At 61.2% G+C, this 13,494-nt stretch carries 9 protein-coding genes; 5 read left to right on the forward strand and 4 right to left on the reverse strand.

All coding sequences use genetic code 11. The annotated features are described in order from the left end of the window. Nucleotides 1–118: 118 nt before the first annotated feature. Nucleotides 119–1,336 carry a hypothetical protein gene (locus V1273_RS16360; protein WP_334410225.1) on the reverse strand — a complete coding sequence of 406 codons (1,218 nt, stop codon included), beginning with the start codon at nucleotides 1,334–1,336 and terminating at the stop codon, nucleotides 119–121. Between the two features lie 72 nt (nucleotides 1,337–1,408). After that, nucleotides 1,409–5,155, reverse strand: a complete 3,747-nt coding sequence (locus V1273_RS16365) for a vitamin B12-dependent ribonucleotide reductase (RefSeq protein ID WP_334410226.1) — start codon at nucleotides 5,153–5,155, stop codon at nucleotides 1,409–1,411. 735 nt (nucleotides 5,156–5,890) lie between these two features. Here V1273_RS16365 and V1273_RS16370 point away from each other — a divergent pair. The 5 genes from V1273_RS16370 to V1273_RS16390 all read left to right on the forward strand — a co-directional run bounded on the left by V1273_RS16370 (nucleotide 5,891) and on the right by V1273_RS16390 (nucleotide 10,729). Further along, nucleotides 5,891–6,790: a DMT family transporter gene (locus tag V1273_RS16370; RefSeq protein WP_334382375.1), complete on the forward strand. Its 900-nt coding sequence runs from the start codon at nucleotides 5,891–5,893 to the stop codon at nucleotides 6,788–6,790. A gap of 101 nt (nucleotides 6,791–6,891) precedes the next feature. After that, nucleotides 6,892–7,347, forward strand: a complete 456-nt coding sequence (locus tag V1273_RS16375) for a hypothetical protein (protein WP_334412221.1) — start codon at nucleotides 6,892–6,894, stop codon at nucleotides 7,345–7,347. Further along, complete coding sequence (locus V1273_RS16380; protein WP_334410227.1) at nucleotides 7,340–8,572, forward strand: HlyD family secretion protein; 1,233 nt, start codon at nucleotides 7,340–7,342, stop codon at nucleotides 8,570–8,572. The genes V1273_RS16375 and V1273_RS16380 overlap by 8 nt, the downstream gene beginning before the upstream one ends. 104 nt (nucleotides 8,573–8,676) lie before the next feature. After that, on the forward strand, nucleotides 8,677–9,426 hold the full coding sequence (locus V1273_RS16385) for a carbonic anhydrase family protein (protein ID WP_334410229.1): 750 nt from the start codon (nucleotides 8,677–8,679) through the stop codon (nucleotides 9,424–9,426). 238 nt (nucleotides 9,427–9,664) lie between these two features. After that, nucleotides 9,665–10,729 (forward strand): ketopantoate reductase family protein, encoded by a 1,065-nt coding sequence (locus V1273_RS16390; RefSeq protein ID WP_334382372.1) that lies wholly within the window; start codon nucleotides 9,665–9,667, stop codon nucleotides 10,727–10,729. A gap of 75 nt (nucleotides 10,730–10,804) precedes the next feature. On the opposite strand, the gene V1273_RS16395 is transcribed toward V1273_RS16390, so the two are convergent. Both V1273_RS16395 and V1273_RS16400 read right to left on the reverse strand, forming a co-directional pair. Beyond that, nucleotides 10,805–11,143: an HNH endonuclease gene (locus V1273_RS16395; protein WP_334410230.1), complete on the reverse strand. Its 339-nt coding sequence runs from the start codon at nucleotides 11,141–11,143 to the stop codon at nucleotides 10,805–10,807. A 104-nt stretch (nucleotides 11,144–11,247) separates the two neighbouring features. After that, nucleotides 11,248–13,482, reverse strand: a complete 2,235-nt coding sequence (locus V1273_RS16400) for a CHASE3 domain-containing protein (protein WP_334410232.1) — start codon at nucleotides 13,480–13,482, stop codon at nucleotides 11,248–11,250. Nucleotides 13,483–13,494 lie beyond the last annotated feature (12 nt).

Here is a 13,494-nt window from a genome sequence, read left to right on the forward strand (position 1 = left end):
GGCAGCGCGCGTAGCCGGATGAGTGTAGCGAGTAGGGTGGGTTAGCGCAGCGTAACCCACCGACCTCTCGCGAGAGAGCGGCGGATTACGCTACGCTAATCCGCCCTACGCGCTATTTTTAAGTTACGCCGTAAATCTCAGCAGCCTTTCTGCATACCAGCGGCGATGCTGCACTTTGCAAGCTCCGAAGATATTCGAGGAAAGCGTCCCCAGACCGCGTGGAGAATATCTTGGCTCTTATGTTTAAGTCAGAGCTCAAAGGATATTCCGACAACATCTGAGCGCATTCGTTGTCCAAAAACATCGCGTCAACATAAGGGCCGTAAGTTGCGATAGCGTTGATGTCGTTGAACATCCCTTTGGTCGGCCTTCGCTTCTGGCCCGACGCGATTTTGCGCGCAAGCGCAGCGAACATGTATGCTGATATTTTGTGAACGGGCAATTGTTCATTGCCAGGCCAATCCCAAAAATCGGAAACCGTCTTGGCCGATTCGCTAGTGGGTACGCCACGTTCTTCGAAGAAGGCCCTTAAACGCTTAAACTGCTCCATAACTGGATGAGAGAGCTTTTCAAAGAAAGCCATGGCGTCCGAAGTCTCGAAAGCACGAGAGGCTCTTTCCACAGCGAAAACGAGGGCGGAACGATTTGCGGTCCCGAAGCTTTTTAACTCGCTGTTCAGAACAGCTTCAAACGTTGGTTTTTCGGCTGCCCACTTATCTAGCAGTGGGACAAATTCAGATGCAGTGGCATCTCTGTGGGCGCGGATTCGATCTGCAAACACTGAATAATCGGCATTTACAGTGATGTGCATATCCCGCAGCCACCCGTTTCTTTCTCCGTCTAGGATATCATCGATGTCGAAAGCGATATCGGGTGGCTCGCCTGCTTTGAGATAGGACTTCGCAAACTCCTCGACCTGAAGCATATTGACTTCGTCGACGTGTGAGAATGACACGTCTCCGCTAAGCATCTCATGGGCCAACATGAGTTCGCTTGAAAACGGGGAAACGATTGTCTCGTCGCTGTGTATGTTCGACGCCGGAAAAATGACCTGCTGAAGCAGATAGGCGCGATCTATTTCGTGCTCCACCTCACGCCAAAAATCTTCATTGTTTGCTCCCACACGTCGTGTTTTGGTTTTTATTTTGAAGACTTCGCTGATCGCTAGTTGATCAAGATAGATTACTTTCTTCTGTAGTTCAGGAAGAAACTCGGTGACGCGATGGCGGCAATGCTTACATCGTCGAACAAGTTGATCTCCTCCTGCCGATAGAATGCCAAGGCTTTCTGATTGTTTGCACCTGGGGCAATCTCGAAAGGGGGCGCGTTCGAACACTTCACCGCTCACATGCAGTAAGGCCGCCCCAATCAGGCGGCCTTACGAACGAAATTGGCGGTCTATAGTCTCTCACGAGCACCCCGTCGTGCTGCCACACGTATCGCACTTCATGCACGTGCCATTCCGCACCAGCGTGAAGTTGCCGCACTCCGAGCACATCTCGCCTTCGTAGCCCTTGGCCTTGGCTTCGGCGCGGCGTTCGGCCTTGCTTGGCGCGACCGCCACGGCCGCGCTGCCGGACTTGCTCCATTGCAGGGCTCCCAGCTTTTCTGTCGGGGACAGGTCGTGTTGGGATTCCTGCCTTAACGCCACCGCGCCTTCGTGCGCGTCGGAGGCGCGGGCGCTGGGGCCGTGGCCGCCGATTGCGGTGACGTTGTGGGAGCCGCGGGCATCGACATCGCCGCCGCGCATGACGACGAGGTTATCCGTGCGCGAGCGGGTCAGTCCCTTGGACAGATACTTGGTGGCCTGCTGGCCCTGGTCGGACGGCTCCTTGCCTTCCTCGACGCCCTTGCCGAGCGCGTCGAAATTCGACTCGGTCGGGTCGACATGGGCGAGATCGAAGCGCGACATGTAGCTGACCGCGAGTTCGCGGAACACATAGTCGAGGATCGAGGTCGCATACTTGATCGAGTCGTTGCCCTGCACGGGGCCCGCCGGCTCGAAGCGGGTGAAGGTGAAGGCGTCGACATATTCCTCCAGCGGCACGCCGTATTGCAGGCCGAGCGAGACCGCGATGGCGAAGTTGTTGATGAAGGAGCGGAGCGCGGCGCCTTCCTTGTGCATGTCGATGAAGATCTCGCCGAGACGGCCGTCGTCATATTCGCCGGTGCGCAAATAGACCTTGTGGCCGCCGACCACCGCCTTCTGGGTGTAACCCTTGCGGCGATCCGGCATCTTCTCGCGCTCGCGCATCACGACGATGCGCTCGACCAGTTTCTCGACGATCTTTTCCGAGACCTGCGCGGTGCGCGCTGCCATCGGCTTCTCGTAGAGCGCCTCCACCGCATCGTCCTCGTCGTCATCGTCGGCGATGAGCTGCGAGTTGAGCGGCTGGGAGAGCTTCGAGCCGTCGCGGTAGAGCGCGTTGGCCTTCAGCGCGAGCTTCCAGGACAAGAGATACGCTGCCTTGCAATCCTCGACGGTGGCGTCGTTCGGCATGTTGATGGTCTTCGAGATCGCGCCCGAGATGAACGGCTGCGAGGCCGCCATCATGCGGATATGGCTCTCGACCGACAGATAGCGCTTGCCGATCTTGCCGCAGGGGTTGGCGCAGTCGAACACCGGATAGTGTTCGGCCTTCAAGTGAGGCGCGCCTTCCACCGTCATCGCGCCGCAGATGTGCACGTTGGCGGCCTCGATCTCGCGCTTGGAGAAGCCGAGCGCTGCGAGCAGGTCGAAGCCGGGAGCGGCAATGGCTTCAGGCGCGAGGTTCAGCGTGTCGCGCAAAAAGTCTTCGCCAAAGGTCCACTTGTTGAAGGCGAACTTGATGTCGAACGCGGTCGGCAGCGCCTTTTCCACCTTGGCCAAGGCTTCGTCGGTGAAGCCCTTGGCCTTGAGGGTGGTGGCGTTGATGCCGGGGGCGTTGGAGAGCGAGCCGTGGCCGACGGCGTAGGCCTCGATCTCCGCGATGTCGGCTTCGCTGTAGCCGAGCGCGCGCAGCGCCACGGGGACGGCCTGGTTGATGATCTTCCAGTAGCCGCCGCCGGCGAGCTTCTTGAACTTCACCAGCGCGAAATCAGGCTCGATGCCGGTGGTGTCGCAATCCATCACGAGGCCAATGGTGCCGGTCGGCGCCACGACAGTCGTCTGCGCGTTGCGGAAGCCGTTGGCTTCGCCGAGGGCGAGCGCGTCATCCCAGGCCTTGGTCGCATGCGCGATCACGTCTCCTTGCGGGCAGGAGGCGTGGTCGAGCGGCACCGGGTTGACCGACAGCGCTTCATAGCCCGAGGCGTGGCCGTGCGCGGCGCGGCGGTGGTTGCGGATCACGCGCAGCATGTGCTGGGCGTTCTTCTTGTAGCCGGGGAAGGTGCCGAGCTCAGCCGCCATCTCGGCCGAGGTCTTGTAGGCGATGCCGGTCATCACGGCGGTCAGCGCGCCGCACAGCGAACGGCCTTCCTTGGAGTCATAGGGCAGGCCCATGGTCATCAAGAGGCCGCCGATGTTGGCAAAACCCAGGCCCAGCGTGCGGAACTCGTAGGACAGTTCAGCGATCGCCTTCGATGGGAATTGCGCCATCATCACGGAGATTTCGAGCACGATGGTCCAGAGCCGGCACAGGTGCTCGTAGGCCTCGACGTCGAAGCGCTTGGTGGTGGTCGAATAGAACGTCAGCAGATTGGCGGAGGCGAGGTTGCACGCCGTGTCGTCCAGGAACATGTATTCCGAGCACGGGTTCGACGCGCGGATGTCGCCGGACGCCTTGCAGGTGTGCCAGTCGTTCATGGTGGTGTTGAAGTGCAACCCCGGATCGGCCGAGGCCCAGGCGGCGTGGCCGATCTTTTCCCAGAGCTCGCGCGCCTTCAGCGTCTTGGTGATCTTCTTGTTGGTGCGGCCGATCAGATTCCACTCGCCGTCGGTTTCGACGGCGCGGAGGAAATCGTCCTTCAGCGAGACCGAGTTGTTGGAGTTCTGGCCGGAGACGGTCAGGTACGCTTCCGAATCCCAATCGGTGTCGTAGATCGGGAAGTCGATGTCCTTGTAGCCCTGCTTGGCGAACTGGATCACTCGCTTGATGTAGTTGTCGGGCACCAGCGCGCGGCGCGCCAGCTTGATCTCGCGGCGCAGCGCTGGGTTCTTCTCCGGATCGAAGCAGTCGTCGCCCGAACCTTCGCAGTTCACGCAGGCCTTCAGCACGGCCTTGAGGTGCTTCTGATTGATCTTGGAGCCGGTGACGAGGGCTGCAACCTTCTGCTCCTCCTTCACCTTCCAGTCGATATAGGTCTCGATGTCGGGGTGATCGACATCGACCACGACCATCTTGGCCGCGCGGCGCGTGGTGCCGCCGCTCTTGATGGCTCCCGCCGCGCGGTCGCCGATCTTGAGAAAACTCATCAGGCCGGACGAGCGGCCGCCGCCCGAAAGGCGCTCGCCTTCACCGCGCAGGCGCGAGAAGTTGGAGCCGGTGCCGGAGCCGTATTTGAACAGGCGCGCCTCACGCACCCAGAGGTCCATGATGCCGCCCTCGTTGACGAGGTCGTCCTCGATGCCCTGGATGAAGCAGGCGTGCGGCTGCGGGTGCTCGTAGGCCGATTTCGACTTGGTCAGTTTGCCGGTCTTCCAGTCGACGTAATAGTGGCCCTGGCCGGGGCCGTCGATGCCATAGGCCCAGTGCAGCCCGGTGTTGAACCATTGCGGTGAATTCGGCGCGACCATCTGCTTTGCGAGCTGGTAGCGCAGCTCGTCGTAGAACGCTTGCGCGTCTTCATCGCTGGAGAAGTAGCCGCCCTTCCAGCCCCAATAGGTCCAGCAGCCGGCGAGGCGATCGAACACCTGTTTTGCGCTGGTCTCGCCGATATAGCGCTCACTTTCGGGGAGCAGGGCGAGGGCCTCGGTGTCCGGCACCGAGCGCCATAGCCACGACGGGACGGTCTCTTCCTCGACCTTCTTCAGCCGCGCAGCGACGCCGGCCTTGCGAAAGTACTTCTGCGCCAGGACGTCGGAGGCGACCTGCGACCAGAACTGGGGCACTTCGACGTTCTCGAGCCGAAACACGACCGAGCCGTCGGGGTTGCGGATCTCCGATGTCGTCAGCCTGAAATCAATCCCTGCATAGGGTGACTGGCCGGAAGTGGTGTTGCGCCGTTCGATTCGCATAGTTGTCGTGCCCCGTCTTCTTGCCCGGTCCGCATTTCCTGCGGTTGCCGGATGTTTCAGTGAGCGAACCTTCGGCACCAAGGTTGAAGACAACCTTGGCCCTTGAGATCCGCCAGCTCTACCGGTGAACCCGGCCCTGTTTCTGTCTTCGCCACCCCAAGGGCTCGTCCCGCCTTTCCGGCAAGGCCAGCCCCTTCCAACTCAACGCCGCGCGTCGTCGCCTTGAGCCATTCGGCTCGTTTTTTAAGGCCCGGATCGCCCCCGAATTTTGGGCAGACAAGCCCTCGATCCGTGCCTCAACCGGCTGACGGAGTGCTCGTTCGGAACCCATTTGGGAGCGATCGGCGGGACCCAGAACTTAACTCGCGCCGTCCAGCAATAAGGCTAGGCCAAACCCGTTGCGCCCGTCAAGGAGTAGTACGAGTTCCTGAATCAAATACTAAATATGGTGGAAAGTGACGGATAACAGGGGGTGTTCCCGCGCCTGTGATGGTGCCAAGTATCGGTGAGTCCTCAGGGATTCCCAACCCAAAAATTTGTTCCTCGCATGTGGAAACAGGCTTCGTCCCGCTGTTCACAGGGCAGGTATTTTTTCGGCTTTCGGGATTGCGTTCGAAAGACTCACGTAACGCTACGGAACGGGGAGGGCTGGCATGCCGACGAGCCCGTGGTCGCGCCCGCCGATAAGCGGCAAGGTGAGGCCGATTCCACCGTTTTCCGTCCCTGCCGGGCTCCATGACAGAATCAAAACCGACCAGCGCGCCGATGCGGATCGCGCCCGCAGGCCTGATGTTCCTTGCCATCACCTCGGTGGGCTGGGGGTTCAACTGGCCCGTCACGAAGTATCTCCTGAGCGAGCTGCCGCCGTTGACGCTGCGGGGCTCGACCGGCGTGATCGGCGCGGCGCTCTTGGCCGTGCTGGCGCTGGCGCGCTCGCAGAGTCTCAAGGTCGAGCGGCATTTGTGGCCGCGGCTGATGCTCTCCGCGCTGCTCAACGTCACGGGATGGATGGTGCTGATGGGGCTGGCGCTGCTCTGGCTGCCGGCCAGCGAAGCCGCGCTGATCGCCTACACCATGCCGGTCTGGGCCTCGCTCTTGGCCTGGCCGGTGCTCGGCGAGCGGCCGACTATTCTGCGCACGGTGGCGCTGGTGATGGCGTTCGCAGGGCTCGCCGCCATCATGGGCGGCAACGGCTTTAGTGCGACCGCTGCAAAGCTGCCGGGCATGGTGATGGCGCTCGGCGGCGCATTCGGCTTTGCGCTCGGCACGGTGCTGGCGAAAAAATTGCCGGTGCCGCTGCCGCCGATCCCGGCCGCGGCCTGGCAGATCGGGCTCGGATGTTTTCCGATCGTCATCATCGGTCTCGCCGTCGAGACCACGCATATCGATGATGTGACACAGCTCGGCTGGTGGCTCCTGATCTATTCCACCGTGATCCAATTCTGCATCGCCTATGTGAGCTGGTTCGCCGCGCTCGCCCGCCTGCCGGCATCAGTCGCCGCGATCGGCACCATGGCGGTGCCCGTGATCGGCGTCGTCGCCTCGGCCATCGCACTCGGTGAGCCGCTCGGCCTGATCCAGATCGCAGCACTGGTGTTCACGCTGGCGGGCGTGGTGCTGGCGACAAGGTCTTAGCTTGCCAAGTCGCAGTTTTGTGCAAAGATACAACCGTTCCGCGAGGCTGAATATTTGTTTTTCTTCGGTACGATAGTTTGCATTTTGGAATGGAGTATGCCGTGAGCGAGTTACTTCATCCAAGCGCCCCGCATCACCTGCCGGGCTTCATCACCGCTCCTGACAGCACCGATATCCTGATGGTGGTGGTCGGCATCGTTCTGCTCGGTGCCGTTCTGCTGGTCGGTAATCTTTATCTGCGTTTGCACTCTTTGCCGGAGCGGATGGCGCATAAATCGCAGAAGCTGCAATTCGAGATCGTGGCTGTGTTGGGTTTGTTGGCGCTCTTTACCCACATCCACCTGTTTTGGGTAATCGCGCTGTTGCTTGCCATGATCGATTTGCCTGATTTCAGCACGCCGCTGCGCAGCATCGCGGGATCGGTCGAGAAGATGGCCGGCGTTCCGCCGGGAAACGAAGCGGCCGAGGTAGCCGATGAAGGCCCGGCCCACGCCGCTCGCCCCGAGGGAGCGGATGCGACAAAGGCCGGCGTCAGGGGAGTGCGCAGCCATGCTTGAATTGCTGCTCTGCTCCCTGGTCACGATCTTTCCGGATTACCTTTATCGCCGCTACTGGCAAGGGAAACGGCTCGGCCGGGAGATCACGTTCTATTCAGTGTGGTTTGAGCTAAGGTGGGGCATCGTCACCTGCCTCATGCTGACCGTCGGCCTGATCACGGTCATCTTCTATTTTCATCCGTCGACCAACACGGCGACGCTGTTCTACAGGACCATTCCGATCGTTCCTGAGAGAGTTGGCCGGGTCGCAGAAGTTCGCGCTGATTTCAGCGCTCCCGTCCAGAAGGGTGATGTGATCTTCAAGCTGGACACTTCAAAGCAGGAAGCAGCAATCGAAGCGGCCCGGCGCAAGATCGCCGAAGTCGAGGCCGCTTTGCTGGTGGCGCAGGCCGACATCCTCAAGGCCGAAGGACAGATTCAGGAAGCCAAGGGCGCCTATCAGCAGACTTCGGATGAGCTGGACACCAAGCGCGAACTTCAGAAGCGCAATCCCGGCATCGTCCCGCAGCGCGACATCGAAAAGCTCGAGGTGCTGCTTGCGGCTCGGCAAGGGAGCCTTGATTCCGCGACAGCTTCGAAACAATCAGCAATGACTCGCGTGAGCGCGCTTCTGCCCGCGGAGAAGGCAAGCGCTGAGGCGGCGTTGGCCGATGCGCAGGTGGATATGGACAAATCATACATTCGAGCCGGTGTCGCCGGCCGGGTAGAGCAGTTCACGCTGCGTGTGGGAGATGTCGTCAATCCTATGATGCGATCGGCTGGCGTTCTCATTCCGGAGGGGGCAGGACAACGCGCGCTTTTTGCGGGCTTTGGACAGATCGAGGCGCAGGTCATGAAGGTTGGAATGGTCGCCGAGGCCACATGCATCTCGAAGCCCTGGACTATCATTCCGATGGTGGTGACCGGTGTGCAAGATTACATCGCAGCAGGTCAGGTCCGCGCCGGCGAGCAGTTGGTCGACGCGCAGCAGGTGATGCGTCCAGGTACCATTCTCACCTACCTGGAGCCTATCTATAAAGGCGGCCTTAACGGCGTGACACCGGGAAGCAGTTGCATCGTCAACGCCTATACCAGTAACCACGAGCGGATTGCCTCGAACGAGACTGGCGTATTCAAGCGGCTTGCGTTGCATGCCGTTGACACCGTTGGCATCGTGCACGCGATGCTGTTGCGCATCCAGGCCCTGCTGCTTCCGATCAAGACACTTGTGCTGAGCGGACACTGAGTTGCTCGTTTTGAAACGCTTTTCGTGATCCCGCTGGCCTTCACCGGCCAAACCTAGCGATTGTGGCCGCGTTGGAGATGCAATTGTAGGAAGGGAGATCGCACGTGCGCCAGACGCTTGGACATCCTCTTGGCTGCGATTGCCTGGGTCGCCGTGGTTTTCTCAAGCTGGCTGCCGGAGCTACTGCAGTCAGCATTAGCGGTGGCAGCGTCTTTCTTGCAGATCGGGCACGTGCAGACGCACTTACCAAGGAGCTGCGCGACAAGCTGACGCCGGAGCAAATCATCCAGGCAATGAAGAACGGTAATAAGCGTTTTCGTATGGGAATAAGGAAGGAACGCAATTACCTCCGCGAACAGAAAGCGAGTGCAAAAGGTCAATACCCGGCGGCCGTCTTGCTGACGTGTATAGATTCGCGCGCGCCTGCCGAGGTGATCATGGATCTTGGACTTGGCGACATTTTCAATTGCCGGGTTGCGGGTAACGTTAGAAACGCGGACATCTTGGGCAGCATGGAATTCGCCTGCAAATTGGCGGGGGCAAAGGTCGTACTCGTAATGGGCCACACTGCATGTGGCGCCATCAAGGGCGCCATTGACAATGCCGAATTGGGAAATTTGACGGGCTTGCTGACCAAGATCAAACCAGCAGTGGAGGAGACGACCTATACCGGCGAGCGCCTGGCAAAGAACTACGCCTTCGTCGATGCTGTCGCTCGAACGAACGTAGAAAAGAACGTTGCGGGTATCCGGAAGGACAGCCCCGTACTTGCCGAGCTGGAAGCGAAGGGTGAAATCAAGATCGCCGGCGCAATGTACAGTCTCGAAACAGGTGCGGTTGAGTTCTTTGACTGAAGAGCGTGCAGATCGCTTGTCGGGTAAAGCTGATGGATGAAGCACCCTTTACGACGGCTCGAAGCTTGGTCGCCTTCTCGGCCAACCGCCTCCCGACGGCGTAGCCGGACGGGTAAATTTGAGAGCCGCTATCTGATTGTAATATCTGCCGGTTTGCAGTAGGCCTCCTGCTGAGATAGTTCTGGCATAATGGGTGCCAGACCTGGAGGGGCCTGGTTTTATCTGTGAAAGAGAGAGTATGGCGCGCAACATTTTGATCCTCGGGGCCTCGTATGGCTCCTTGCTGGCGACGAAGCTTTTGATGGCCGGTCACAACGTGACCCTGGTGTGCCGGAAGAAGACGGCCGAGCTCATCAACCGCGACGGCACCGAAGTACGCATCAAGCTGCGCGACGAGGCGGTGCACCGCGCGATCTTTTCGCGTGACCTGCCGGGCAAGCTGGACGCGACGACGCCCGCTGAGGTCGATCTTTCCCGCTATGACCTGGTCGGTCTTGCCATGCAGGAGCCGCAATACACCAACCACACGATCCGGGTTCTGATGATCAAGATCGCCGAGGCGAAGCTGCCTTGTCTGTCGATCATGAACATGCCGCCGTTACCTTATCTCAAGCGGATCCCGGCGCTGGCGGACATGGACCTCGAGGAGGCCTATACCAACGCGCAGGTGTGGGAACGCTTCCAGCCCGGGCTGGTGACGCTGTGCTCGCCCGATCCGCAGGCCTTCCGCCCGCCGGAGGAGGCGGCAAACGTGCTGCATGTCGGCCTGCCCACCAACTTCAAGGCCGCCGCCTTTGCCGACGAGAAGCACAACAAGCTGCTTCGCGAGCTGGAAGCTGATATCGATGCGGTGACGCTGGATGGCCACGACGTCCCGGTGAAGCTGAAAGTGTTCGACTCGCTGTTCGTGCCGCTCGCCAAATGGTCGATGCTGCTGACCGGCAATTACCGCTGCATCACGCCGAACGATCCGCAGTCGATCCGCGACGCCGTGCACGGCGACCTGAAGCTGTCGCAGTCGATCTACGATCACGTCGACGGTATCGCACGGCGCCTCGGCGCCGATCCGCAGGACCAGGTGCCGTTCGCGAAATACGCCAAGGCGGCCGAAAGCCTGCTCAAGCCGTCATCGGCGGCCCGCGCGGTTGCCGCCGGCGCGCCGTTCATCGAGCGCGTCGACCTGCTCGTGAAGCTGATCTCGCACCAGCTCGGCGCGCCCAGCGCCGAGATCGACCGCACGGTCGAGACCGTTGACCAGAAGCTGAATGAGAAGATCGTGGCGGGCGGTTCGGGTTCGCAGTAGGCGGAAATGGCGCGTCCGCTTCGGCGCAGCAGAACTCGACATCGATCAGCGCCAACCCAACCCTTCTGGTGCGGATCATGCCTCTACGGCAACTTGTTTCACCAATTCGGGAATAAGCTGCTTGAGCTTGCCGTGACTGATCAGCGGCGCAGCGGCGATCTCGGCGAGGCGCTGTTCGACGTGCGGCCATTGATTGGTCTCGCGCGGGTCGGTGTCGCCCTTGGCGAGATTGCAGGGGTAGCAGGACAGCACGCGGTTGCTCCTGCCATTCTGGCCTCCCTTGGAGAGCGGGATGAAATGATCGATGCTGGCCTTGACCTTGCCACCCGTCTTTTGCCGGGGCAGTCCAACGTCGCAATAAGCGCATCGTCCGCCCCAATCGAAATAGCAGCGCTTGTAGATCACGTCGGCCATTAGCCTTGGCTCTTCCCCCGAATCTCTTCGTCCAAGTCTCTCACCCTTTCATACATTAAGTTGGCATTGAAAACGACGCCGCAGGAGGGAGGCTTGCGCCTTGTTTATCCCGACAGCGCGCGGCGGACCATGTTCGCCAACTGCGACTTCCGGTACGGCTTGGTCAGCAGCAGCACGCCGGGATCGAGGCGGCCCTGGTGCACGATCGCGTTGTCGGTATAGCCGGACGTATATAGCACCTTTATGCCGGGCCGGAGCTTCAGCACCTTGTCCGCGAGTTCGCGTCCGGTCAGGCCGCCGGGCATGATGACATCGGTGAACAGCAAATCGAACGCCTGACCGCCTTCGATCAGGTTCATCGCCGCCGGTCCGTTGGCAGCGGCCACCGTCCGGTAGCCGAGGCTCTGCAATTGCGCGGTGACGAAGTTGCGCACGAGCGCATCGTCTTCCACCACCATGATGGTCTCGTTGCCATGCGGCAGCGGCGCTGCCGCCGGCGGCGCGGCCTCGGCCTGGCCGCGGGCAGGAGGCAGATAAAGCTTGATCGTGGTGCCGTGGCCGACCTCGCTGTAGATCCGGATGTGCCCGCCGGACTGCTTGACGAAGCCGTAGACCATGCTCAAGCCGAGGCCTGAGCCCTTGCCGACCTCCTTGGTGGTGAAGAACGGCTCGAACACCTTGTCCAGCACGTGCTGCGGCATGCCGGCGCCGGTGTCGCTGACCGCGAGCATCACATAGGGACCGGGCTTTGCGTCCGGGTTGGCCTGCGTATAGGCCTCGTCGAGCACGACGTTGCGCGTCTCCAAAAGCAGCTTGCCGCCGTTCGGCATCGCATCGCGCGCGTTGATCGCCATGTTGAGCAGGGAGTTGGCGAGCTGCGATGCGTCGATATGGGCAATCGCCACTTCCTGTTCGAGAATGGAGTTGACCTCGACTTGCTCGCCGAGCGTCGGGCGAAGCAGTTTTGCGATATCGAGCACGGTCGCGTTGATGTCGACATTGCGCGGCTGCAGCGGCTGGCGGCGGGCGAAGGCGAGCAGATGCTGGATCAACTCACTGCAGCGCTCCGCCGCCTGGTCGATCAGTTCGGCGGTCTTCTGCAACGCCGGCTCATGCGCAAGGTTGGTTACCAGCGTTTCGGTGGTGCCGGTGATCACGGTCAGCATGTTGTTGAAGTCGTGCGCGACGCCGCCGGTGAGCTTGCCGATGGCGTCGAGCTTTTGCGCTTGCTGCAGCTTGTGCTCGGTTTCGCGCGATCCCGTGATGTCGTGGTAGACCAGCGCCGCGCCGCTGATGGCGCCCGAGGCATCGCGCAGCGGCCGGCCGCTGATCACGAGGTGAACCGGCGGATCGCCGCTAACCGGGCGCAACACGATTTCGCTGGCGTCGAACGCTTCGCCGCGCAGCGCGCGCGAGGCGGGCATGTCACGGAGAGGTAGCGGCGTGACGCCGTCGGCATGGAAAACCGCGCTGAGCGACCGTATGTGCTCGACCGTCATGCCCGGCCGGTAGCGCAGCATCTTCTCGGCGGCCGGGTTCGAGAGCAAAACCTCGCCCCTGGTGTCGATGACGAGCACGGCCTCTGCCATGCTGTGGAAGGTGCTGCGCAAGACGGCGGCCGAAAGCCTGAGTTCCTCATGCGCGGCGACCAGATGTTCGGTGCGCTCAGCGACCGCGGCCTCCAGCGCCTCGTTGGTGGCCTTGGTGGCGCTCAGCGAATCCTGCAGTTCCCGGCGCGAGCGGCGGGTTGAGACCGTCAGCAGAGTGGCGAGGAACAGAATCAGCAGGACGCCGGCGAGATCGATCGCCAGCAGGAGCGTCCCGTTGGTTTCGGATTCGGCGCGTCTGGCAAAAAGCAGCCTGCGCTCTTCCGCGACCGCTTTCTCGAGGTTTCCGGTGATTGCGGCTGTCGCCGCACGGTCCTCCTGGTTGACGAGCGCCGCGACAGCGGCGCCATCTCCCGCGGTCCGGAGCCTGATCAACTCGCCATTGACGGCAATCTGCCGCTCGACCAGTGCCTTGGTTTCCTCGATCAGCCGCTTTTCGGTGGGATTGTCCTTGACCGCCTCGACCAGAGCCGCCAGCGCCGGCACGGTCGCGTCGCTGGCCTCGCGGTATTCCCTGGCGAATTCCTGATCGCCCGATAGCGCAAAGGCACGCGCCGCGCTTTCCGTCCGGCGCAGCAGCGGGCGCATATCCGAGATTTTGCTGAGAATTCCAAGCGCACGGTCGACCGAGGCTGCGTCGGACCGCGACTTGAGGTCGAGACCGATCGAGGCAGCGCCGATAATGAGGAGGATAGCGAGGCCACTTCCAAGAATGATACGCTGCGAGGGCATTGCCAGTTGTTT

This window comes from Bradyrhizobium sp. AZCC 1721 (genome assembly GCF_036924715.1).
GTDB lineage: Bacteria > Pseudomonadota > Alphaproteobacteria > Rhizobiales > Xanthobacteraceae > Bradyrhizobium.

Coding starts and splice junctions, on each gene's coding strand:
- V1273_RS16365 (WP_334410226.1), bottom strand. CDS start 5,155: ATGCGAATCGAACGGCGCAACACCACTTCCGGCCAGTCACCCTATGCA.
- V1273_RS16370 (WP_334382375.1), top strand. CDS start 5,891: ATGACAGAATCAAAACCGACCAGCGCGCCGATGCGGATCGCGCCCGCA.
- V1273_RS16380 (WP_334410227.1), top strand. CDS start 7,340: ATGCTTGAATTGCTGCTCTGCTCCCTGGTCACGATCTTTCCGGATTAC.
- V1273_RS16390 (WP_334382372.1), top strand. CDS start 9,665: ATGGCGCGCAACATTTTGATCCTCGGGGCCTCGTATGGCTCCTTGCTG.
- V1273_RS16395 (WP_334410230.1), bottom strand. CDS start 11,143: ATGGCCGACGTGATCTACAAGCGCTGCTATTTCGATTGGGGCGGACGA.
- V1273_RS16400 (WP_334410232.1), bottom strand. CDS start 13,482: ATGCCCTCGCAGCGTATCATTCTTGGAAGTGGCCTCGCTATCCTCCTC.